Raw genomic sequence first — 24117 nt, 5'->3', positions numbered from 1 at the left:
ACATTTATATGTGTTCTTTTTTTATTAATAGTGTTATTATATAAAATTAAAAGGAGCAGAAAAATGGAACAAAAGGAATATTGGAATAATATTGCAGATACAAAAGAGTTTACTACACCTTTTAATTTAAGTGAATTTAGTAACTTTGTAAAAAAGGATATGAAAATTCTTGATGTTGGGTGTGGTTACGGAAGAACTTTAAATGAGTTATATGACTTTGGATATAAAAATCTTTATGGGATAGATTTTTCAGGAAACATGATTAAGAGAGCAAGGATGAATAATCCAAGTATAGACTTCAAAGTGAATGACGTAGACTTGCCTTATAAAGATGACACTTTCGATGCTGTGATTTTATTTGCTGTTCTTACATGTATCAGTGATAATGATACTCAAAGGGATTTAATACGTGAAATTTATAGAGTTTTAAAACCCGGAGGCATTGTTTATGTCAACGATTTTCTTCTAAATAATGATGAAAGAAATATAAATAGATATAATAAATATAAAGATAAGTATGGTATTTACGGAGTCTTTGAACTTGAAGAGGGTGCTATATTAAGACATCATGACTATGGTTATATAAAAGGATTGCTTAATGTTTTTGATAAATTAAAATTTAAAAGGGAGACCTTTAAAACCATGAACGGACATACATCAAATGGTTTTTATTTCTTTGGTAAAAAATAAGATATATATTTTATTTATGTTAAAATATTAATAATAAATTTATAATGATAAAATAAAGGGAAAAGTTATGGGACATTTAGGATTTTCTTATGTAGGTATGATATATTTATTTATGCTTTTTATACCCAATATTATATGGAGTAAAAATCAGCCCGCAGAATACGAATATAAAAATGAGAATAGAATACTTATTATATTTGAAAGAATAGGACAAGTTTTGGTAAGCTGTACGGTTTTAATATTTAGCGATTTTAATATCCATTCTTTTTCAGTATGGAGTATATGGCTTATATTGTCATTTGCATTTATGCTTATTTATGAATATTGGTGGATAAGATATTTTAAGAGCCATAAAACATTAAAAGACTTTTACAGCTCAATATTTGGTATTCCTGTTGCAGGTGCGACTCTTCCTATATTGGCATTTTTGTTTCTTGGTATATATGGTAATGTAATATGGCTTGTAATATCAACAATAATACTTGGCATAGGACATATCGGAATACATTTAAATCATTTGAAAGATATAACTGATTAAACATAAAAAGGAAATTGATAATGAGTAATAGACCAAAGTTAAATAAGGATTTAGACAGTGAGACATTTAAAAGTTATTATTATTTAAAGGAAGAGTTAGTAAATTTTTTAAGAAAAGAAGGAATGCATACTTCAGGGAGTAAACTCGAACTTACGGATAGGATAAGCCATTATTTGGATACAGGAGAGAAAAAAGAAAGTAAAAATACTAGGAAGAAAAGCAATTTAAAAAAGGAAATAACTTTAGAAAGTATCATTGAAGATAACTTTGTCTGCTCTGAACAGCACAGAAAGTTTTTTAAAGAACAAATTGGAAAATCCTTTTCTTTTAATGTAATATTTCAAAAGTGGCTAAAGTCAAACAGCGGAAAAACTTATAAAGACGCTGTGGAAATGTATTATAAAATCCTTAAAGATAAGAAAAAAGGAAAGACTAAAATAGATAAGCAGTTTGAATATAACACATATATCCGAGATTTTTTCAGTAACAACAAAGAAAAAAACTTGGATGAAGCTATAAAATGCTGGAAATATAAGAAGAGTTTAAAAGGTCATAATAAGTACGAAGAAAGTGATTTAAAAGTATTAACAGATGAATAAATTATAAATGTGGATATGTTGATAAGCAGTTAAAATTTATTTAATTCATTAAGGGAGAAATAATATGTTGTATTCTATAAAATAAAAATATTTTAATTTATTTCTCCAGTGATTAAAAGTAAAAAACCGTAAAAAATAAACTATTATGTAAAATAAAAAGGACCGTAAGGTCCTTTTTATCTTAGAATGTAACGGCTAAAGCTCCGTCTTTAATATCTACTGTAAGTATCGTTCCGCTTTCAAAGTTATTAGATAGAATTGATTTTGCAATAAGGGTCTCTACTTTACTTTGAATAAATCTCTTAAGAGGTCTTGCTCCAAATATTGGGTCGTATCCGTTATCAATAATAAATTCTTTTGCTTTATCTGTAATATTTAAATGTAAGAATTTATCTTCCATTCTCTTTTCAAGATTTTTAAGCATCAAGTCTACAATCTTAGATATTTCTTCTTTTTTAAGCGGTTTATAGATTACTATTTCATCGAGCCTGTTTAAAAATTCAGGTCTGAAATTTGCTTTAAGCAGTTTATCTATATTATCTTTTGTTTCATCTGTGATATCACCATATTTTTCTGTGCTTTCCAATAAATAATCGCTACCGAGGTTGGAAGTCAAAATTATAATGGTATTCTTGAAGTCTATAGTCCTTCCCTGTGAGTCCGTAACTCTTCCGTCATCAAGTATTTGAAGAAGGATATTGAATACATCAGGATGAGCTTTTTCTATTTCATCGAATAAAACCACGCTGTACGGATTTCTTCTTACCGCTTCGGTAAGCTGACCGCCTTCGTCATATCCAACATATCCCGGAGGCGCACCGATAAGTCTGGAAACACTGAATTTTTCCATATACTCACTCATATCTATACGTATGATATTTTGTTCGTTATCAAATAAAGTATACGCAAGTGTTTTGGCAAGCTCGGTTTTACCTACCCCTGTCGGTCCCAGGAACAAGAAGGAACCTATAGGTTTGGATGGGTCCTGTATTCCCGCACGAGATCTTATGATTGCGTCTGATACGAGTTTTACCGCTTCATCCTGTCCTATTACCCTTTCATGCAATGTATCTTCTAAATGAAGGAGTTTTTCTCTTTCACCTTCAACAAGCTTTGACACCGGTATATGTGTCCATTTAGAAACAATTTTAGCTATTTCTTCATCGGATACTTTATCTCTCAAAAGGGTATTATTCTTTTCTTTGGATTTTTCTTCCTCTTCTTTTAGTTGTTTTTGTAAATCAGGGAGCTTTCCATATTTAAGCTCTGCGGCTTTATTAAGATTATTTACTCTTTGAGCCTGTTCAATTTCAACATTTACTTTGTCTATTTCTTCTCTGAGCCTTTGTGCTTTTCCTATATTGTCTTTTTCTTTGAGCCACTTAGCTTTCATTTCATTGAACTTATCTTGAAGTTCCGCAATTTCTTTGTTTATTTCTTCAAGGCGTTTTTTAGACAATTCATCTTTTTCTTTTTTTAGTGCGGTAGCTTCGATTTGGTACTGTATGATTTTTCTGTTCACTTCGTCGAGTTCCGTAGGCATAGAGTCCATTTCGGTTTTTATTAAAGCACAGGCTTCATCAATCAAGTCTATTGCCTTATCGGGTAAAAATCTGTCTGTGATGTATCTGTTTGATAATGTTGCGGCAGAAATCAACGCTTGGTCGGTAATTTTTACTCCGTGATATATTTCATATCTTTCTTTAAGTCCTCTTAGTATCGCTATCGTGTCTTCTACTGTTGGTTCTCCTATCATTACAGGCTGGAACCTTCTTTCCAAAGCCGCATCTTTTTCGATGTATTGTCTGTATTCATTTAAAGTAGTAGCACCTATGCAGTGAAGCTCTCCTCTTGCAAGAAGAGGTTTTAAAAGATTACCGGCGTCCATTGCTCCGTCTGTCTTCCCTGCTCCAACTATGGTATGGAGTTCGTCGATAAATAATATTATCTTACCTTCGCTTTTCTTGATTTCATCCAATACCGCTTTTATTCTTTCTTCGAATTCTCCTCTGAATTTTGCTCCCGCAACCAAAGCACCCATATCAAGAGAGAATATGCTTCTGTCTTTTAGGTTATTGGGAACGTCACCTCTTACTATCCTAAGAGCCAAGCCCTCAGCGATAGCCGTTTTACCGACCCCCGGTTCTCCTATCAATACAGGGTTGTTTTTAGTCTTCCTTGATAGTATTCTTATAACATTTCTTATTTCATCATCTCTGCCTATAACAGGATCAAGTTTATTGTTTTTAGCGAGTTCTACCAAGTCGGAACCATATTTTTCAAGTACGTTATATGTGTTTTCAGGATTTTGATTAGTCACTGTTCTTCCCCCTCTCACTAAGGATAGCTGTTTTGTAAACATCTCCTTTATTACTTTATATCTGTTAAATACGTCTTTGATAAAATTTCCGCCTTCACTAAATAAGGAAAGAAATAAATGTTCTACCGAAACGTATTCGTCTTTCATATTTTTAGCTATTTTTTCTGCCAGATGTATGGCTCTGTTTAGATTATTGCTGGCATATAAATTATTTTCATTACCTCCCGATACTTTAGGGAAACTATCAATTTTATTTTTTACTTCTCTTTTTAACCCGCTAACGTCTACACCCATTTTAGATAATATCTCACCTATCAATCCACCGTTATCTTCTAACAGTGCATATAATAAATGTTCTGTTTCTATAACGGAATTATTATTATCCATAGCAAGGTTTTGTGCATTTTGTATTGCGAGAAGCGATTTTTCTGTATAGTCATTTGCATTCATAATATTGTCCTCCTCTTAAATAATTGCATGTACTTTTTGCATTAAAGTTATATACTCTTTCTCTGCGTCGGAACATGCATCTTCTATATATGGTAAATTATTTAGGAATACTTTAAGTACACTGTCAAAAACTTGAATGTATTCTCCGATAAGTACCCCCAAATCAACCTTGTCAACACCTTGTTCCTTCGGCATTACAAACTGCCTTGTATATTTTTTCTCTTCTATCTTGTAACATAAGTTTTCCTCCAAAATACCTCTGATATATTTTTCTTCCAGTTTTGCAAAGAAATTCAAGAAAGTATTCATATCTCTTATCAATGTTTGATTAGTAGTCCTTAAAGTCACCTTAAGCTCTCCGAAGGAATACTTTGAATTATCGTAAAGCTCCACGCCATATTTTATGGTAGGTCTGTATTTATATCTTAAAGAACTTGTTATATTCATGTAATAAGGAGACGGATTAGCTAAAACTTGGAAAGTATTCATTTCTTTAAACATATTTTCCAGTGAAGAGAATATCCCTTCCACATGCTTTTCCGGAGTGGTATATGATACATAATCCGCGAGTATTTGATTTATAAGCCCCGATCTGCTTGTTCCAATCTGGTAAGCCGCCTCATCTATTTTATCTACCACTTCATCCATTAATACTAAACTATATACACTTTTTCCCATTTTGCCTGCACCTTTCCTTAATTTTAAAGAAATTATACAACTATATATATAATTTGTCAATGATATTATATAATTCTAATTACAAATTAATAAATTATTAATAAAATATAAATTGTATCTATTTTTATTTATCCCTGAAAATTCTATTTATATAAGCAATTTGGACATTAAGTTTTATATTGTCAATAAAAAGTCTTTATATTATAATTAAAATAAGAAAAGGGGAATAAAAATGAACGATGTAATGGCTAAGAATATTAAGACTAGACTGCATAACAAAAAGGGACGTTCACAAATAGAATTTATTATTGAAGGTTTTTTGATAGGTATTGTAGCGGGACTGGTCGCAATTATTTATAGATTACTATTAACAAAGGCTGAGAAGTTTTTATTTTTTGCCGTAGATTATATTCACGGTGATATATTAAAAATTATTTTATGGATAATATTTTTGACCATAATTTCTGTTATAGTAGGTAAATTGGTAAAATGGGAACCTATGATATCTGGAAGCGGTATCCCGCAGGTCAGCGGCGAAATGAAAGGCTATCTGTCTCAAAATCCCGTTAAAGTAATAATAGCAAAAATATTAGGCGGAACGCTTAGTATAGTCGGAGGATTATCTCTCGGGAGAGAAGGACCTTCCATACAGCTCGGTGCAATGGCGGGCAAAAAACTTGCTCAGGTTCAAAAAAAGGGGAAAACTAAAGAAAAGACTTATATATCCTGCGGTGCGGGAGCAGGTCTTGCGGCGGCATTCAATGCTCCTTTGGCAGGGGTCATGTTTACATTGGAAGAAATACATAAGAATTTTGACGGGCGTGTCATAGTAAGTGTAATGACTGCTGCTGTAACTGCGGATTTTCTTGCTAAAAGTGTATTTGGATTGTCTACCGTTTTTAATTACAGCAGTTCCACTCCTATACCTCTTACTCTATACGGACTTATTATAGTACTTGGTATAATCCTTGGCATATCCGGCGCCGTATATAATAAATTCATGGTTAAAGGTCAAAAGCTTTATTCCAGATTAAAAATGATAAAACCGGAGTATAGGTTAATCATTCCTTTTTTGATTGCCGGGATCTTTGCCGCTTTATATCCAAAAGTGCTTGCCGGCGGAAGCGTGATGGTTGAAATGTTAGTTAAAAACAACTTTGTATTGACAACTCTTTTGTCTTTACTTATTGTGAAATTTTTATTTTCCGTTATTTGTTTTGGTTCGGGGGCTCCCGGAGGTATATTTTATCCGCTGCTTGTTTTGGGGTCTTTTATAGGGGCAAGTTTTGGAAGTATTTGTATAAGTTCTTTAGGAGTAAGCGATATTTTTATGGATAAATTCATAATTCTTTCTATGGCAGGATTTTTCGCTGCCACCGTCAGAGCACCCATTACGGGAATAATTCTGATTGCGGAAATGACGGGCTCTCTTGATCATATGATATCCATAAGTTTGGTAAGTGTCGTTGCATACGTAGTAGCATATTTGTGCAAAAGCGAACCGATTTATTCCAGTTTATTAGAAGGTATTTTGGAAAAGCAGGGAACTAAACTTGCAAATCCTTCCGACGAAACAATGCTTATAACTTATAATGTTACTTTCGACAGTGAAGTGGATAATAAAAAATTGAATGAGATAGAGTGGCCTCATAATTGTCTGGTCGTTGCAATCGAGAGAGGACATCATGAGTTTATACCGAGAGGTTATAATAGGATTAAAGCGGGTGATTTTATTACCGTCTTGATAAATGAGGGAGAAATGGATTATATGAATGAGATCCTTACAGAGATGTGCTGTGATAAGAAGAAAAATTATATAAATACATAAAACACCCGTTGGGTGTTTTTTTATTTTTCCTACAAAAGTAAAATGTTGGTAAAGTCATCGTAAAACTTAAGAATATTCTATATACTTTTTTAATTTGTCATTTTACAATACTTATACGATTTATATGGAGAAATTTTACGAAATAAAGGGATATGATTATGACAACATTAAATTTTATTAGCCTCCTTGGAGGACTTGCTTTATTTTTATATGGAATGCAGATGATGAGCAGCGGTCTTGAAAATGCTGCGGGCGACAAGATGAAGGGTATTCTTGAAAAGCTTACATCAAATAGATTTTTGGGGGTTATTGTAGGTGCTTTAATTACTGCGGTGATACAATCGTCCAGTGCTACTACGGTTATGGTCGTAGGGTTTGTCAATGCCGGTATGATGAGTCTTAGACAAGCTGTATGGATCATTATGGGTGCCAACATAGGTACTACCATAACAGGGCAGCTCATTGCCCTTGATATAGGTGCTATTGCTCCTGTATTAGCTTTCTTAGGGGTAGTCATGGTCGTATTCATTAAAAATCAGAAGGCAAATTATTTTGGTCAGATTTTAGCGGGACTGGGTGTTTTATTTATAGGTATGGAAATGATGAGTACTGCCATGATGCCGCTAAGGGAGTCACAAGGATTTATAAGTTTAATGACTACATTTTCAAATCCTTTGTTTGGGATTATTGCCGGAGCGGTATTTACTGCTGTTATCCAGTCTTCCAGTGCTTCCGTGGGTATACTTCAGGCACTTGCCGCAAACGGGCTTATAGGATTAGACGGCGCAGTTTATGTATTGTTTGGACAAAATATAGGTACTTGTATTACAGCTGTTTTAGCTTCTATAGGAACAAATAGAGAGGCTAAGCAGACGACTGTGATCCATTTATCATTCAACATAATAGGTACTTTGATATTTACTGTTATTTGTATGTTTACACCTCTGGCTGATTTTGTGGGCTCTCTTACTCCTAACAATGCCGCATCACAGATAGCAAATATGCATACACTATTTAATATCGTTACTACTTTACTTTTACTTCCTTTCGGAGGATATCTTGCAACCTTTGCTCAGAAAATTTTACCTTCAAAGAAAGAAGAAAAAGAAGAGGATTATTTATCTCCTCTTCCTGCCAGCGGATATCAAATAGGTACATCTGCAATACTAGTTGAGCAAATAGAACAGGAAATAAGCTATATAAGTAAGCTGTCATTTGAAAATATCGATGACGGGTTATCTCAGATAATATCATATAATAGTAAAACAAATAAAGATTTATCAGATAGAAACAACAAGGTAAATACTTTAAGCAGAGAGCTGTCAAAATATATAACCGAAGCACTTGGGATTGAGCAGAATAGCGAGAATAGTTTTATTATGAGTGTATATTATCATTTGCTTATAGATATAGAAAGTATATCAAATTATGCATTTAAGATAAAAGATTATAAAGTTGATTTAAATGAAAGTGAAAAAAGCAGGATTATAAAATTAAAAAATTTAGTTACCGATATAACTTTCTCTTTAAATGATTTTGAGAAAACCGAATATAAATATAATAAGATAAAAGAATTTTTGGAAGAGATAAAAAAGACACAGATAATAAGGATGAAGGAAAAAAGTATTTCTTTTGAAATCACGTTATTTTTTTCTCAGATCGTAAATGATATTGAACGCATAAGCGACCATATAATGACAATCTCAAAAGACTATGACTTGATTTTAAATAACAATTAAAATAAAAAAGACAGATTATATCTGTCTTTTTATTTATTTAGCTTTTCATATGCACATCTTACCGCTTTTGCCAGTTGATCCGCACAAGAAGTAGATTTATTCCCGCATATTATCCCATTTAGTTTTTTTTCGATTTCATCTACGGTAAGCCCGTCTATCAGCTTTGCTATAGCCTGAAGATTTCCGTTGCAGCCCCCTGTAAATTCTACGTCTGTTATCACATCGTTTTCTATATTGAATTTTATTTTACTCGAACAAGTACCTTTTGTTTTATATATGTATTCCATTCTTACCTCCATTTATCTATCTAATAATAATATATTAATTTTTATAAATTTTGACAATGTTTAAAGTTCGTTTTTAAAAAATTCATATATTATATCATCGGAATAAGGCAGTCTTTCATGTGTATACTCACAGTAAACTTTTAAATCTTTGCTGCATTTTAGTTTATTGTAAATGGCAAATTGAGTGATAGGAGGACAGGTTGTATCCAAAAGTGCTGTTATAAATAAAACATTACAGTTAACTTTATCTGCAAAGTTTTGTACATCTATGTAAGATAACCTTTCAAAAAATTCATCTTCTTTTTCATGCAGCGTATCATATTTTCTAAACCAGTTTTTAAATTCCACATATACATCTTCGCACATATTCATTTCAAATATTTTTTTGAAATCGGAAAGGAAGGGATAAATAACTGCGCTTGATTTTATCTTTTTATTTAAAGCTGCCACTACAAGACTTAATGCTCCGCCTTGACTCTTTCCTGTTGTGCCTATTCTATTTTCATCTATAAAATCCATATTGCTTAGTATTATCGAAGCTTTAAGTGCATTTAAATATATATTTCTGAAAAATAGTTTTTTCTTATTCTTATCATCGACACCTCTTATTATTTGTCCGTAAAGCGTCGGTCCGTCTGCTGTGTAATTGTCTTCGCTTTTACCCCCTTGTCCCGGTACTTCAAAAGCTAAAAAGGCCATATCATTATATGCATAAGGTACCTTTGAATATATGCTGTCGGCATTTGATGTATATCCATGAAAAGACATTACCGCAGGAATTTTATCCTTTATATCTTTTGGTTTGACTAATTCGCAGTGTACTCTTTCATTGTTCATACCTTTGAAATATAAATCAAATACTTCGATGTTTTTCATTGGGAACTCTTTTTTTTCGAGAGTATAAGTAAAATCAGTTTCATTCATATCCTTAACGGATTCTTTCCAGTATTCTTCAAAGTCCCTTGCCTTTGGTGAAATCCCGAGATAACCTTTGTAGTTATCTATAGTACTTTTTAGTGGCATTATTATTTCTCCTTTATATATTTATTTTATTTAATTTTCTGTATATTTTTTTTACATTTTTATAAATCTTTGTATATACATTACGGTATATGTCATCATACTTTTCTACATTTTCCGATATAGGCAAAAAAGTCTTTTTGACTCTTACCATCTTTTCACTTGCTTCATTAAAATCTTTATATATATCAAGTCCTATGAAACAAGCCATTGCGGCACCTATACCTGTTGCTTCATAGGTTTGTATTAAATAAACCTCTTTATTCAGTATATCGCTTAATATTTGACATATGACTTCACTTTTTGAGCCTCCCCCGGAAAGAGCTATTTTTTCTATTTTTACTTTGGATACTTGTTCTATCCTTTCTATTCCTTCTTTTAAAGAATATCCTATTCCCTCTATTATAGCTCTGTAAATATGAAATCTGGTATGTTTATCATTAAATCCAAGTATACTTCCTTTGGCTCCGGGGCGAAGTATATCCTGTCCCCAGTAAGGCTGAAGGACCAGTCCGTCACATCCTATAGGTACTTCATTTAATTTTTCGTCCATTATGGAAAATATGCTTTTTTCATGTTCTGTAGCAAATAATTCTTCTTTGTATCCAAATTCTTTAATAAACCAAGTCACCAGCCAAAATCCTCTGTAGAGGATTATTTCCGGATTGTACATATCGGGTATTACACTATCGAATGGGGGAACAAATCTAGTCAGTTCATAGTATCTATTGGTTGTAACTTGCATGGTTACCTGGCTGCCCAGTGAAATACTACCTATACCTTCTTTTATACATCCTACTCCTGCTGTCTCGCAGGCTTTATCGCTTCCGCTTGCAATTAGTGGTGTCCCCTTTTTTAAATGTGTTCTTTCACTTATTTCCTGGGTAATATATCCCATTATTTTGGTAGTAGGAGCTGTTCTTGCAAGTTTAGACTGCTCTATGTTAAATATTTGTCTTTTTACTCCAAACTTTTTATCGTATACTCTTTTTTTATAATCAAAGGGTATGTGTCCTACAGTTCCGGCGTCACTTTCTATGTATTTTCCTATTAATTTATAATTTATGTACTGCGGAAGGAGAAGATATTTATAAGTTTTACTCCATATTTTAGGTTCATTTTCTTTTACCCAGTTGTATCTTGCATCTTCCATAAAGTTTTTAACCATTTTTTTCATCCCCACTATACTAAATAATAAATTATATAGCGGGTTTAATTTTTTATATTCTTTGGCTTTTCTTCTGTCTAGCCAAGATATTGCATTTCGTACAGGTTGTCCGTTTCTGTCTACAAGAACAAAGGTATCTCTTTGTGTCGTTACCGTAACGCCTTTGATTTTATCATATAACTTTACATCATCGTTTCTAAGTTCTATTAGTAAATTAATAATATCTTCAAAAAAGTCATTCGCATCGAACTCAACTATACTTCCTTTGTCTTTTGTAATATATAAATATTCTTTTTTCTTCTTATTTAGTATTTCTCCGTCTTTGTTTATAAGCATAGCTCTTATACTTTGCGTCCCGCAGTCTATGATCAAAACAATATCTTTCATATTTATCTCCGTCTATTGGTGTAATGTATAATATAAATAATATTATTTTTATTGGTTAAATTACTATTTATTTAATAAATATATCGATAATTCTACTATTTTTATATTATAACATATTTAAAATAAACTTTATAATGTAAAATACAACATAATACTTTACATATAATGATATAGTTGGAAATAAATACAAGTTATAATTATTATTTAATGTTTTTTTAATAAATAAAATTTATGATAATATGAATAAACCGTCGTATGTAATAAAAAATTATTAAACATTTTATTAATATGTAGACCTAATAGGTATAATGGTTTATAATATCTAAAAATCTTATATTGTATTTTTAATATGAATAGAAAATTAAGGGGTTTTATTGTATGGATGAATTATTAGATACACTGGTCGCTTTTGTGGACAATCTGGCAATGCCTATTTCACTTAATAAAATATTATCAGGGCATATAATCCCGGTACTGAGTAATGTATTAGTCATGGGCTTTTTATGGATTGCCGCAAGTATTTATCTTTACTTTTATAAAAAAGATGCGAAATTTTCCATTCTTATAATAGTTGGTCTTTTCCTTTGCTCTATTATCGGTAATGAAGTAATGAAACCTCTTTTATTTCATTTCAGAGCATTTTTAAGTGAACATAATGTAGGTATATATCTTCCTGAAATCGGAAGATATACTTTTCCTGCAGGATACATAATGATGAGTGTATGTTCGACTGTACTGATATATTATAATGAATTTCAATTTGGTAAATATGCTCTCGGGTTGACTCTTTTGATTTGTTTTACAAAGCTTTATATAATAACGACTTACCCTGTTGATTTTGTGATAGGGGTTGGTTTAGGATTGTTGGTAGGAGGTATTCTTATATTATTTCACTTGAAAAAGAAAAAGGAATACGAAGAAATTTTAGACTTGAGCGATAAGTTTCATTTTTAGAGATATAATAAAAATTTAAAATAGTAATTAAATAAATTTTAAGATTATAAAATAAAAAAGTTATTTAGTTTTAAATGATATAAATAATATCTTTAATATGTAAATAAGTTAGCTTTAAAATAATGTAAGAAATTCCTATAGATTATAAATTATTGAACTTTATATCCTTTTAAATCATAAGGATTAAAGTCTTTATTTTGTGGATTATATCGAATTATAAAGATTATATTTAAATATTAAAAAAAAAATAGTTATTTATTTTTTTCTATTAACAAAATGACAAAATATATTATTTAAAATTAATATTTACGGATAAGATAGCAAGTGCTATCTTTTTTGTTTTAAATTTTTCATTGTCACATATTATTTTTTTTAGTGGTAAAAATATAAAAAAAGAAAGGATAGTAAAATGAGAAATTATTCAAATAGTTTATTGGATCCTGATGAGTCTGTTATTTTAATAATAGATGAACAGCCGGCAATGTTTTTTGCGGCTGAAGGGAAAAGGGAAAGTGTAATGAACAACGTTGTAGGACTTGCAAAGACAGCAAGATCATTTAATGTTCCATGTATATTATCAACAGTGGAAAGTAAAAAATTCAGCGGAGATCTTTACTCTAAGGTAAAGTCTTTATATCCTAAAGTTACACCTATAGACAGAACATCTATCAATGCTTGGGAAGATAATAATTTTAAAAGAGCCGTAAGCGAAACGGGTAAAAAGAAACTTATAATAGCCGGTTTATGGACGGAAGTTTGTGTTACGTTCCCAGCTTTAAGTGCTTTGGAAGAGGGATATCAGGTATATATCGTTACAGATGCATGTGCGGGAGTTTCAAAAGAAGCTCATGATATGGCTATAATAAGAATGGCGCAGGCAGGAGCCGTTCCCGTTACATGGATGCAGGTACTTTTAGAATTCCAAAAGGATTGGTCTAATCAGGAAACTTATACAAAAGTCATGAGTATATTAAAAGAAAATGGCGGTGTTTACGGACTCATGGTCGAATACGCAGAAAGTATGTTAAAAAATTAAAAAGAGCAGCTTAGCTGTCTCTTTTTTTTATAATATAATTAATAAATAGGTGTAATATTTTAAATATAATATATGGAATAAATGTTATAAAAAAATTTAGTATAAGTAATACTATAAGTATAAAAATTAAAAAAGAAGGACCGAATAATAATTTATAAGAGGATAGATAAAATAAAAATGAAATCGGAAAAGATAATTGATAGAGTATCGGTAGCGTGGTATCATTATTTTCAAAAGCAAAAATAAAATAAAAAAACAGAAACAAATATATAAGATAAAATATGTACATATTTTTAAAATGATAATCATTGTTTCTATATAGTTTAATCAATGAAGATGATAAAAGTATTATAATATTTATAGTTTTAAATAATTCAGAATTATAACTATTAATATTCAAATAAATAATTAAGTTTAAGATTTGTAAAAGTATTGCTGCTATAAATAAAAGATTATTCTTCAAGAAGATAGTTATTTTATTCATATTAATTCCCTCGTTGATTTCATTATAAAAGGCTATAATTAAGTTTACATTAATAAGATATTATATAATTATTAATAAAAACAGCCATAATAATGGCTGTTTTTTTATAGCAATCTTTGTATTTTTTCACTTTTCTTTAATATTTCTTTATAGTTGTATTTATCTTCTATTTCTTCTATGGAAACTTTTTCAAGGTTGTTTTGTTTATAGTATTTTTTCAACATATCATATAAATTGATTGGCTTATCAAGAGTTTGATTATTTAGTTTTTTCTGCCAATTTTTTATACCCAGGTTATCCATTGTTATACAAAGTTCCATCCCGGTATTATATAACTCCCAATCTCCTATAAAAGTTGTGGGGTATTTATCCTTACTCATTGCATCAAGAACATCTGAAAAGGTGACTTTTTCTTTATTATTAGTAAAGGCTAAGACACCATACCTTGTATTTGTGAGTCTTGCAGCTTTTAAACCAACGTAACATGCGCTTCCTTCGGCGGTTTCTTTTGAATGTTCTTCCTTTAGGTAACCTTCGTTGATTTCTTTTCTTTTTTCTTCTATAGAAATATATTCACTGATCAATTTATTTAACTTCTTTTTGCTTATCTTATCTTTTTCATTTTCTATTCTTATTTTATCCAGAACTTTATACTTAAGCCCTATATAAGATATTTCTTTTTTTGTTAAAGCTACGCTTGAAGGTTCTCCTTCGATTTTCCAGTCATTTTGCATGTAATAATGAAATGCCTCATGTGTGAAGAATGGCGAAAATGCATATGCGGGATCGACTGCTTTTCTAAAGTTATTGGTATTGTATTTAAAACAGAAAATATTCTTATTTTCTCCTATAGTTAGATCAGAACCCGTATCGGAAAAATTTCCTCTTATACTTTCTACTTTAAGAGGTGCCTTGTTAAATCTATAAACACTTTTAAAGTAGAATCCTTTAGGCATTTTAACTTCTTTTGCATCTTGCTCTTCCATTCCTTTTACATTTATGGCATAATAAGATACATTTTTTCTGTTTCTGCTGCCGTTTTCATCCTCTTCATCTTTTCTTATTAAAATGAAAGACTTATCTTTTAGATTATAATCTCTCCATAAATTTTCTTTAGATTTATATAAAATTTTATTTAATTGGCTGAACATTTTTTTATCAATGCTATCCAGATTTTCGTATTTGATTACTTTGCCTTTAAATTTATTATCGACTTTTTCACATCCAAAAATCGAAAAGCAGAATAAAATCGTTAAAAGCAAAATAACTAAGCTCGTTAATCTTTTCTTCAAAATATATCCCCTCCGATATATTTATTTATACCATATAAAGTGTAAAAATCATAACATTTAGATAAAAAATAATCAAATCTTAATAATTTAAAAAATCACCTAATAAAAGGTGATAGCTTTTATTTATTATGGTGCGCCCAAGAGGATTCGAACCTCCGGCACATGGTTTAGGAAACCATTGCTCTATCCTACTGAGCTATGGGCGCATGTATTATATAAGATAATATATCATATTATTTATAAGTAATCAAATAAAATTTCATTAGATTTTATAATGAAAATAAAGCAAATGTAAACAGTTTATTAAAAAGTACTAGGATTTTATTTTATTTTATAATATAATATAAGATATCTATAACAAAGAAAAGAGGTTTTTATCATGAAAGGAATTAATGCATCGCCTGGAGTTGCGATTGGAAATGTATTTTTATATGTTAAGGAAGATCTAGTTGTAACGCCGGGCAAAATCGAAGCAGGGGCTGTTGACGCAGAACTAAAAAAATTAGATGACGCGATTGAAAAATCCAGAACAGAATTACAAGCCTTAAAAGAAAAGACAATAAAAGAAATCGGGGAAGAAGAAGCAGAAGTATTTACTGCTCATATGATGTTCCTGGATGATCCCGGATACATAGGTGAAGCTCAAAATAAAATTAAAAACGAATTGATCGTTGCAGAACAAGCTTTGAACGAAATCACAGAAATGTTCGTTGGAATGTTTGGCAGCATGGATGATGAATATATGAAAGCAAGAGCAGCTGACTGTCAAGACGTTGCTGACAGAATCTTAAGACATCTTCTTGGTATAGAAAGTGCGGATTTATCACAAGTTGGCGATAACGGTGTAATCGTTGCAGTAGACTTAACACCTTCCGATACAGCTCAAATGAACAAAGATAAAGTAATAGGTTTTGCTATTGATGAAGGAAGCAGAACTTCTCACTCAGCTATTATGGCAAGATCTTTGGAAGTACCTGCCGTTGTAGGTCTTGGTGATATTACAAGTAAGGTTAAAGGCGGAGAAAAAATCATCGTTGACGGTACCGACGGTAATATTATCATTAATCCTAGTGATGAAGAAATTAAAGAATATGAAGCTAAAAAAGAAGCTTATGCAAAAGAACAAGCTGAACTTGCAAAACTTAAAGATTTAGCAAGTGAAACTTCTGATGGACATAAAGTAGAACTTTGTGCAAATATCGGTAGTCCTAATGACTTGGAAGGTGCTAATAAATATGGTGCTGACGGAGTTGGTCTATTTAGATCTGAATTCTTATATATGGACGCTAAAGAAATGCCTTCAGAAGATGTTCAGTATGAATCATATAAAAAAGTTTTGGAAGGTATGGGTGACAGACCTGTAATTATCAGAACTCTTGATATCGGAGGAGATAAAAAACTTCCTTATCTTCCAATGGAAGAAGAAATGAATCCATTCCTTGGTGTTAGAGCTGTAAGACTTTGCTTCCAAAATGTTGAAATGTTCAAAACACAGCTTAGAGCGTTACTTAGAGCAAGTGTATACGGAAATGCTCATATCATGTTCCCTATGATTTCTAATGTTGAAGAAGTTAGAAAAGCTAAAGGTATTTTAGAAGAATGTAAAGAAGAACTAAAAGCAAAGGGTGTTGAATATGATGAAAACATTAAAGTTGGTATCATGATTGAAATCCCATCGGCTGCTGTAACTGCTGATATCATTGCTAAAGAAGTTGATTTCTTCTCAATAGGAACAAATGACTTATGTCAATACTCATTAGCTGTTGACAGACAAAATCAAAATCTTTCTGAACTTAATCAGCCGCTTTCACCGGCTATTATAAGACTTGTTAAGAACGTTATTGACGCTTCTCATAAAGCAGGTATCTTTACAGGTATGTGCGGTGAAATGGCAGGAGATCCAACATCTGCATTATTATTATTAGGTCTTGGATTAGACGAATTTTCAATGTCTGCTCCTTCTATTCTTAGAGCTAAAAAAGTAATCAGAAGCTTTACATACGAAAAAGCTCAGGAAATTGCCAAAGAAGTACTTGAAAACGCTGAAACTCAAGACGAAGTTAAAGCTATTTTAGGTAAATATTTAGACTAATATATAAAGAAAAAGACTTCCAAGTGGAAGTCTTTTTTAGTTTTAGGACTTGTATTAACTATGTTTTTATTCGTTCTATATCTTTTGCTAGGCTACTCTTTGTTAATTTTCTGTTTGTTATTTTTTTAATAAGAATACTAATTTTAGGATATGATAATCTTACTATAAAGTAGTTTATATATTCAATCAGTGTGAATAATATCAAGAATATCGAGCCTACGTAATATAAATTCGAAATAAAAGGAGAAAGTAAAATGATTGGTATATACCCTAACAATAATATAAAATCAATATATTTCAGTACTAAATAGATTTTAATAAATTTGATACTATTAAAATTATTATTGAGTTTAAGTAAACATATAAGCCAATAAAAAGAACCTTGGAATAGTATGAAGCATAGTAATGTCATAGGATATGTTATTTGTATTTGATTTTCTTTAAACCAAATAAAATAACAAAATATAAATAGAAAACAACTTAAAAGTTCTGATGTAAATAATTTAAATAATTCTTTTTTTATTTTTTTTCTCATATAAGCACCTTATATTTAAAATGTTAAAAAGCCTATACAGGCTCTTTTTATTGGATATATTTATCCAGCACTTTTATTAGTTCATTGAAATCAATGGGTTTTGAAATATGTGCATTCATACCGCTTTTAATGGAACGTTCTATATCTTCTTCAAAAGCATTCGCGGAAACTGCTATTATAGGAATATCTTTTGCATTTGGATGTTCTGATGTACGGATAGCTTTTGTAGCTTCATGACCGTCCATTACAGGCATTTTTATATCCATAAGTATTGCACTGTAGTAATTTTTATCACTTTGTCCAAATTTATATAATGCCTCTTTTCCGTCTACTGCTTCTTCAACGATAATCCCATTTTTCTCTAAGACATATTTACTTATTTCCCTGTTTATTTCGTTATCTTCTGCAAGAAGAATTCTTATTCCCCTTGTTTTTTCTATGTTGTGATTTGGATACTTATTTTTTAATTTTAAATATTTATTATATTCTTCTTCATTAATTTTATTTAGCTCAAGCTCAAAAAAGAAACTGCTTCCTTTATCTACTTCACTTTCAACTTTTAATTCTCCGCCCATCATTTTAACCAGATTATAAGATATGGCAAGCCCCAGTCCTGTCCCTTTGTATTGTTGCTCCAGTGCATTATCGGCTCTTTCAAATGCTTGAAATATGGTTGGAAGTTGTTTTGCTTCTATTCCTATCCCATTATCTTTTATAGTAAAATGTACTTTTGATTTATTATTATTTGTATCAATATCGCTGATTATTACTTCTACTTTTCCTTTTTTATGTGTGTATTTTATTGCATTGCCTATTATATTTATCAGTATCTGCTGAAGATGAAGCTCATCTCCCATTAAATAAAGACTTTTTAAATCATATTTACATACAAAGTTTATTTCTTTTTCATCAGCTTGATTTTGTATAATCGTAATTATATTTTTAATAAGCACATCTAAATTAAAAGGCTTATTTTCTATTTTGGTTTTTCCGCTTTCTATTCTTGAAATATCAAGAACGTCATTAATGAGATTTGTTAAGTAATTTACTGAAGTATCTATCTTATCAAAACACCGAGTAACTTCATCTTTGTTATTTATACTTTCTTTTCCTATTTTGGTCATTCCGCTTATTGCATTTAATGGTGTCCTCATTTCATGAGATATATTAGATAAAAATCTTCCTTTTGCATTACTTGCATTTTGTGCATATACGGTAGCCTTATTGTATAAATCAGTGATTTTCCTATAGAATTTTACCATTATAAGCATTGCGAACAAGCAGGTTATAATGGCAACAATAGGAGTAAATATAGCGGATTTGAGATATGTATCATATTGATGATTTGCATCGAATTCCATTCCGAGAAGTCCGATTACATCTCCCCTATGGTTTTGTCCTGCGTGTATGGGAAAATATGCAACGAAAATCTTTCCCCAGTTTGTTTTTATTATTGAGTCCGGAAGAATAACCTTACCTTCCAGTGCTCTTTCCATTGTCGGAAGGACTTCATCTTCAAGTTTTGTTCCCGGGAATGCAAAATCACTTGCACCGAGATCAAGCCCGTCAACAAGATAAATTATTTCTCCTTTATCATTCCTCTTTGTTGTGTATAAGTATCTGACACCTGTGGCATGACGAATACTATTCAAAAATTCTTGATGTTCTTTATATATAGTACTGTTCATGTCTTTATTGTTTTTTACAGCGTCAAAAGATTTTATATCCAGATTGCTGTCTACACTGTTATATATTGCAATAGCTCTGTCCTGAAGTGATCTTATCATATCATCATGCGTATTTTTATAATTATAAAAAAATACTAAAGCAAATGAGAATAATACAATCAATGCGGTTAATCCCGCAACGAGTAAATCATTTTTAGAAAGTTTGTATCTCATATTATTCACCTTACTTTAGCTAATATTTTATTATTGTATATGATTGTTGATATGTTTAATTATAATATATAAACCTATTAGTAACAAGATAATTTGTATTTCGACAGGTTTTATTTCATAATTGACTTATAAATATTATAAATTAAGTATATATAATAAATTAAGTGGGAATAATTGACTTAGAATACTATTTATAGTATAGTATTAATGCTAAGTTATCCCACTTAAAATAATGTTAAAAAAATAAAAAAAATACTTGACAAGTCTATGTTATGTGGACTATAATATTGTGTACTGACGCGGGGTGGAGCAGTTGGCAGCTCGTCGGGCTCATAACCCGGAGGTCGCAGGTTCAAGTCCTGTCCCCGCAACCAAAAAGATAATATGGCGGGATAGCTCAGTTGGCTAGAGCACACGGTTCATACCCGTGGTGTCGCTGGTTCAAATCCAGTTTCCGCTACTAATAAAAACTCCAAGATATTTTCTTGGAGTTTTTATTATATTCTTTTCTTTTTCATCTGTTGTTATCCCCCTCACCCCTCTGCTTTTTCTCACTTTTGAACATAAGTCTGCCCCCTCCTGCTCTGACAATATTAAATGATCATACAAAAGCAGAGCATACACTCGCATATGCCCTGCTTTTGCATTACTGACTTTTTACTTAAAATATTTTACTCCGGATTCAAAAATCTTAAGATCCTGCTCTCCATAAATATTAATCGCAACAGAATTACCCCTTCTTTCAGAGTGAGCCATTTTTCCAAGCACTCGACCGTCCGGACTTGTGATTCCTTCAATCGCGTGATAAGATCCATTAACATTCCATTCTTCATCCATCGTAATATGTCCTTCAGGACTACAATATTGTGTCGCCACCTGACCATTCGCAAACAACTTGTCAATCCATTCTTCACTCGCAACAAATCGTCCTTCTCCATGAGACGCAGGATTTGTATATACGCCTCCGAGTTTTGCCTCTGCAAGCCATGGAGATTTATTTGTAACCACTTTTGTATAAACCATCTTCGATATATGACGTCCTATTGTGTTATACGTCAAAGTCGGAGAATCATCGGTCTGTCCGACGATCTGTCCATATGGAACGAGTCCAAGCTTGATCAAAGCCTGAAAACCATTGCATACGCCTAATGCAAGTCCGTCGCGTTCATTTAGCAATTTATCTACCGCTTCTTTAATCTTTGCGTTTCTAAACGCTGTTGCAAAGAACTTTGCCGATCCATCAGGTTCATCTCCCGCACTAAATCCACCGGGGAACATAATAATCTGCGCTTTAGAAATCGCTTTTTCAAACTCTTCCACCGAAGAACGGATGTCTTCTGCATCTAAGTTTCTAAACACCTTCGTAATCACATTTGCACCGGCTCTCTCAAAAGCCCTCGCACTGTCATACTCACAGTTTGTACCCGGGAATACCGGAATAAACACCGTAGGCTGTCCGATCTTATGGCTGCACACATGTACGGTTGAAGCATCGTATAACTTTTCCTCTACCGGTATATCCGAACTTTCCGCTGATTTTGTTGCAAATACTTTTTCAAGCGGTTTTGTCCATGCATCCAGCGCATCATCCATACCGATCTTCACATCGCCATATGCGAACGCCTTTTCATTTGTCACTTCACCGATCAAAGTATATTCTCCCACAAGCTCTTCAAACGTGTCTGCTTTAACCTCTGCGACGATATCGCCAAATGCAGGAGCAAAAATCGCATCTTTATCCAAACTGCTTTCAAGACATACACCCATTTGATTTCCGAATGCCATTTTGCTGACTGCCGAAACAACACCATGTCTGTCAAGCGCATAAGCCGAAACAACTCTTCCATTTCTGATATCTTCTGTAAACTTGCTATACTGTTCCATAATCCGGCTATAAACAGGAAGGTCATACTCATCACGAGCCGCTTTCAGCCACACAAGCTTATTTCCTGCCTCTTTCAATTCCGGCGTAATAATTTCTTTTTCTACTGCCATATCTACAGCAAACGAAACCAAAGTCGGCGGAACATCTATATCCTGAAATGTTCCGGACATACTGTCTTTTCCTCCGATCGACGGAAGTCCGAATCCGATCTGTGCCGCATAAGCTCCAAGAAGCGCTGCAAAAGGCTGGCTCCAACGTTTTGGATCTTCTGACATTCTTCTGAAATATTCCTGAAACGTAAATCTGATCTTACTGTAATCTCCACCTGCCGCAACTATCTTGGCAACCGATTCAACAACCGCGTAAGCTGCGCCATGATACGGACTCCAACTTGAAAGATACGGGTCAAATCCATAACTCATCATAGACACACTGTCAGTTGTTCCGTTTTGCACGGGAACCTTTGCTACCATGGCCTGTGTCTCTGTCATCTGATATTTTCCACCGTGAGGCATAAAGACCGAGCCTGCGCCGATTGAACCGTCAAACATCTCAACAAGTCCTTTCTGAGAGCAGACATTCAAATCGCTTAATACATCCAGCCATTTTTCCTTCACATCACTTACTGCTGTTTTAACAAATAAACTTTCTTCTTGACGAGGTATTTCCACTTCTACCGCCGTTTCCTGATGCGCTCCATTCGTATCCAAAAACGCTCGGGAAAGATTGACAATCTCTTTTCCTCTCCATACAAGAACAAGTCTTGGCTCTTCTGTAACAACCGCTACTTCCGTCGCTTCCAGATTCTCTTCTTTCGCATAGGACATAAACTTCTCTACATCTTTTGGATCTACAACAACAGCCATTCTTTCCTGGGATTCCGAAATTGCAATTTCTGTTCCGTCGAGACCTGCATATTTCTTCGGCACTTTATCAAGTTCAACCCGGAGACCATCTGCCAGTTCGCCGATTGCCACAGACACTCCTCCCGCACCGAAATCGTTGCATTTTTTAATAAGGCAGCTTACCTCTTCACGGCGGAATAATCTTTGAATCTTACGCTCTGTAGGCGGGTTTCCTTTCTGAACTTCCGCACCGCATGTTTCGATCGACTCTTCTGTATGCACTTTAGACGAACCGGTCGCACCGCCACAGCCGTCACGTCCTGTACGTCCGCCAAGCAAAATAATAATATCTCCCGGATCAGAATTCTCCCGGATTACCGCCCTTCTCGGAGCCGCTCCCAATACCGCTCCTATTTCCATTCTTTTTGCAACATAATCAGGATGATAAATCTCTTTTACAAGACCTGTAGCCAATCCTATCTGATTTCCGTAAGAACTGTAGCCTGAAGCCGCTCCCCTAACAAGTTTTTTCTGCGGAAGCTTTCCTTTTAATGTTTCTTCTACAGATACTGTCGGATCTGCAGCTCCTGTCACTCTCATTGCCTGATATACATATGTACGACCTGACAGCGGATCTCGAATCGCACCGCCAAGACATGTAGCCGCGCCGCCAAACGGTTCGATTTCCGTCGGATGATTATGCGTTTCATTTTTAAAGTTGATCAGCCACTCTTCTTCTACGCCGTCCACTTTGATCGGAACCACAATACTGCATGCATTGATTTCATCTGATTTTTCCTGATCCTGAAGTTTTCCTTCTTTTTTCAATCTGCGCATTGCCATCAACGCCAGATCCATCAGGCAGACAAACTTGTCCTCTCTACCAGCGAAAATCTCACTATGATCTTTCAGATATGCTTTATATGTATCCTCAATCGGTTTCTTATAAAAACCTTCATTAAAAGATACTTCCTTCAACTCTGTCGAAAATGTTGTATGACGGCAATGATCGGACCAGTATGTATCAATCATTTTGATTTCTGTAATAGTAGGATCTCTGTGTTCGCTCTGGAAATAAGCCTGACATACTTTGATGTCATCCAAATCCATTGCCAGACCCTGATCCGCTACAAACTGTGCCAGCGCAGCTTCGTCCATTTTGCAGAAACCGTCCAGTGTTGCAACAGAAGTAGGAATGTCATATACCATTTCCAATGTATCTGCTTCTGCCAGAGCAGCTTCTCTGGATTCCACAGGGTTGATGACATATTTCTTGATAGCTTCCACATCAGCGTCGCTCAGATCACCATACAGCAGATAAACTTTCGCGCTCTTTACCAGAGGTCTGTCCTGTTTGGAAATAATCTGGATACATTCTGCTGCGGAGTT

General features: G+C 32.8%; 16 protein-coding genes and 3 tRNA genes. 10 read left to right on the top strand and 9 right to left on the bottom strand.

Going from position 1 to position 24117, the window contains the following annotated elements:
• Positions 1 to 30: 30 nt before the first annotated feature.
• The 3 genes from Q0516_RS07555 to Q0516_RS07545 all read left to right on the top strand — a co-directional run bounded on the left by Q0516_RS07555 (position 31) and on the right by Q0516_RS07545 (position 1827).
• Positions 31 to 690: a class I SAM-dependent methyltransferase gene (locus Q0516_RS07555; protein WP_307983391.1), complete on the top strand. Its 660-nt coding sequence runs from the start codon at positions 31 to 33 to the stop codon at positions 688 to 690.
• Positions 691 to 757: 67 nt separating this feature from the next.
• Positions 758 to 1228, top strand: a complete 471-nt coding sequence (locus tag Q0516_RS07550) for a hypothetical protein (protein WP_294467115.1) — start codon at positions 758 to 760, stop codon at positions 1226 to 1228.
• A 20-nt stretch (positions 1229 to 1248) separates the two neighbouring features.
• Positions 1249 to 1827: a DUF6434 domain-containing protein gene (locus Q0516_RS07545; RefSeq protein ID WP_294467113.1), complete on the top strand. Its 579-nt coding sequence runs from the start codon at positions 1249 to 1251 to the stop codon at positions 1825 to 1827.
• A 181-nt stretch (positions 1828 to 2008) separates the two neighbouring features.
• Here the strand turns inward: Q0516_RS07545 and clpB are convergent, their stop codons facing one another.
• Both clpB and Q0516_RS07535 read right to left on the bottom strand, forming a co-directional pair.
• Positions 2009 to 4597 (bottom strand): ATP-dependent chaperone ClpB, encoded by a 2589-nt coding sequence (gene clpB / locus Q0516_RS07540; RefSeq protein WP_294467110.1) that lies wholly within the window; start codon positions 4595 to 4597, stop codon positions 2009 to 2011.
• A 15-nt stretch (positions 4598 to 4612) separates the two neighbouring features.
• Positions 4613 to 5275, bottom strand: a complete 663-nt coding sequence (locus tag Q0516_RS07535) for a CopG family transcriptional regulator (RefSeq protein WP_257480210.1) — start codon at positions 5273 to 5275, stop codon at positions 4613 to 4615.
• Positions 5276 to 5507: 232 nt separating this feature from the next.
• Between Q0516_RS07535 and Q0516_RS07530 the strand changes: the two genes are divergently transcribed.
• Positions 5508 to 7103, top strand: a complete 1596-nt coding sequence (locus tag Q0516_RS07530; protein ID WP_294467102.1) for a ClC family H(+)/Cl(-) exchange transporter — start codon at positions 5508 to 5510, stop codon at positions 7101 to 7103.
• A 152-nt stretch (positions 7104 to 7255) separates the two neighbouring features.
• Positions 7256 to 8842, top strand: coding sequence for a Na/Pi cotransporter family protein (locus Q0516_RS07525; protein WP_294467100.1), 1587 nt, complete (start codon positions 7256 to 7258; stop codon positions 8840 to 8842).
• 29 nt (positions 8843 to 8871) lie between these two features.
• Here the strand turns inward: Q0516_RS07525 and Q0516_RS07520 are convergent, their stop codons facing one another.
• The 3 genes from Q0516_RS07520 to Q0516_RS07510 are packed head-to-tail and all read right to left on the bottom strand — an operon-like array spanning position 8872 to position 11704.
• Positions 8872 to 9129: a TIGR03905 family TSCPD domain-containing protein gene (locus tag Q0516_RS07520; RefSeq protein WP_257480207.1), complete on the bottom strand. Its 258-nt coding sequence runs from the start codon at positions 9127 to 9129 to the stop codon at positions 8872 to 8874.
• Positions 9130 to 9189: 60 nt separating this feature from the next.
• On the bottom strand, positions 9190 to 10152 hold the full coding sequence (locus Q0516_RS07515; RefSeq protein ID WP_294467096.1) for an acetylxylan esterase: 963 nt from the start codon (positions 10150 to 10152) through the stop codon (positions 9190 to 9192).
• A gap of 13 nt (positions 10153 to 10165) precedes the next feature.
• Positions 10166 to 11704: an FGGY-family carbohydrate kinase gene (locus tag Q0516_RS07510; protein ID WP_294467094.1), complete on the bottom strand. Its 1539-nt coding sequence runs from the start codon at positions 11702 to 11704 to the stop codon at positions 10166 to 10168.
• A 378-nt stretch (positions 11705 to 12082) separates the two neighbouring features.
• On the opposite strand from Q0516_RS07510, the gene Q0516_RS07505 reads away from it, so the two are divergent.
• Both Q0516_RS07505 and Q0516_RS07500 read left to right on the top strand, forming a co-directional pair.
• Positions 12083 to 12658, top strand: coding sequence for a hypothetical protein (locus Q0516_RS07505; RefSeq protein WP_294467089.1), 576 nt, complete (start codon positions 12083 to 12085; stop codon positions 12656 to 12658).
• Between the two features lie 409 nt (positions 12659 to 13067).
• Positions 13068 to 13694: a hydrolase gene (locus tag Q0516_RS07500; RefSeq protein WP_294467086.1), complete on the top strand. Its 627-nt coding sequence runs from the start codon at positions 13068 to 13070 to the stop codon at positions 13692 to 13694.
• A gap of 588 nt (positions 13695 to 14282) precedes the next feature.
• On the opposite strand, the gene Q0516_RS07495 is transcribed toward Q0516_RS07500, so the two are convergent.
• Together Q0516_RS07495 and Q0516_RS07490 are read right to left on the bottom strand one after the other, a co-directional pair.
• Complete coding sequence (locus Q0516_RS07495) at positions 14283 to 15470, bottom strand: hypothetical protein (protein WP_294467083.1); 1188 nt, start codon at positions 15468 to 15470, stop codon at positions 14283 to 14285.
• 129 nt (positions 15471 to 15599) lie between these two features.
• Positions 15600 to 15676 (bottom strand) — tRNA-Arg (locus Q0516_RS07490).
• A 170-nt stretch (positions 15677 to 15846) separates the two neighbouring features.
• On the opposite strand from Q0516_RS07490, the gene ptsP reads away from it, so the two are divergent.
• Positions 15847 to 17562 (top strand): phosphoenolpyruvate--protein phosphotransferase, encoded by a 1716-nt coding sequence (gene ptsP / locus Q0516_RS07485; protein ID WP_365945597.1) that lies wholly within the window; start codon positions 15847 to 15849, stop codon positions 17560 to 17562.
• A gap of 582 nt (positions 17563 to 18144) precedes the next feature.
• Here the strand turns inward: ptsP and Q0516_RS07480 are convergent.
• Complete coding sequence (locus Q0516_RS07480; protein ID WP_294467080.1) at positions 18145 to 19998, bottom strand: ATP-binding protein; 1854 nt, start codon at positions 19996 to 19998, stop codon at positions 18145 to 18147.
• Between the two features lie 298 nt (positions 19999 to 20296).
• On the opposite strand from Q0516_RS07480, the gene Q0516_RS07475 reads away from it, so the two are divergent.
• Both Q0516_RS07475 and Q0516_RS07470 read left to right on the top strand, forming a co-directional pair.
• Positions 20297 to 20372: transfer RNA gene (locus Q0516_RS07475), tRNA-Met, on the top strand.
• A gap of 12 nt (positions 20373 to 20384) precedes the next feature.
• Positions 20385 to 20458: transfer RNA gene (locus tag Q0516_RS07470), tRNA-Met, on the top strand.
• Between the two features lie 197 nt (positions 20459 to 20655).
• Here Q0516_RS07470 and Q0516_RS07465 read toward each other — a convergent pair.
• The coding region (locus Q0516_RS07465) for a phosphoribosylformylglycinamidine synthase (RefSeq protein WP_294467077.1) at positions 20656 to 24117 on the bottom strand (3462 nt) is incomplete at its 5' end.

It is taken from the genome of uncultured Anaerofustis sp. (genome assembly GCF_938029165.1).
Classification (GTDB): domain Bacteria; phylum Bacillota; class Clostridia; order Eubacteriales; family Anaerofustaceae; genus Anaerofustis.
Note: the sequence above shows the minus strand (reverse complement) of the source record. Positions and strands in the feature narration are given on the sequence as shown.

Bases quoted from the DNA above. Each gene is read 5' to 3' on its own strand.
- Q0516_RS07480 (WP_294467080.1), bottom strand. From the start codon at position 19,998: ATGAGATACAAACTTTCTAAAAATGATTTACTCGTTGCGGGATTAACC.
- Q0516_RS07520 (WP_257480207.1), bottom strand. From the start codon at position 9,129: ATGGAATACATATATAAAACAAAAGGTACTTGTTCGAGTAAAATAAAA.
- Q0516_RS07550 (WP_294467115.1), top strand. From the start codon at position 758: ATGGGACATTTAGGATTTTCTTATGTAGGTATGATATATTTATTTATG.
- Q0516_RS07535 (WP_257480210.1), bottom strand. From the start codon at position 5,275: ATGGGAAAAAGTGTATATAGTTTAGTATTAATGGATGAAGTGGTAGAT.
- clpB (WP_294467110.1), bottom strand. From the start codon at position 4,597: ATGAATGCAAATGACTATACAGAAAAATCGCTTCTCGCAATACAAAAT.
- Q0516_RS07515 (WP_294467096.1), bottom strand. From the start codon at position 10,152: ATGCCACTAAAAAGTACTATAGATAACTACAAAGGTTATCTCGGGATT.
- Q0516_RS07530 (WP_294467102.1), top strand. From the start codon at position 5,508: ATGAACGATGTAATGGCTAAGAATATTAAGACTAGACTGCATAACAAA.
- Q0516_RS07525 (WP_294467100.1), top strand. From the start codon at position 7,256: ATGATTATGACAACATTAAATTTTATTAGCCTCCTTGGAGGACTTGCT.
- Q0516_RS07500 (WP_294467086.1), top strand. From the start codon at position 13,068: ATGAGAAATTATTCAAATAGTTTATTGGATCCTGATGAGTCTGTTATT.
- Q0516_RS07510 (WP_294467094.1), bottom strand. From the start codon at position 11,704: ATGAAAGATATTGTTTTGATCATAGACTGCGGGACGCAAAGTATAAGA.
- Q0516_RS07545 (WP_294467113.1), top strand. From the start codon at position 1,249: ATGAGTAATAGACCAAAGTTAAATAAGGATTTAGACAGTGAGACATTT.
- Q0516_RS07505 (WP_294467089.1), top strand. From the start codon at position 12,083: ATGGATGAATTATTAGATACACTGGTCGCTTTTGTGGACAATCTGGCA.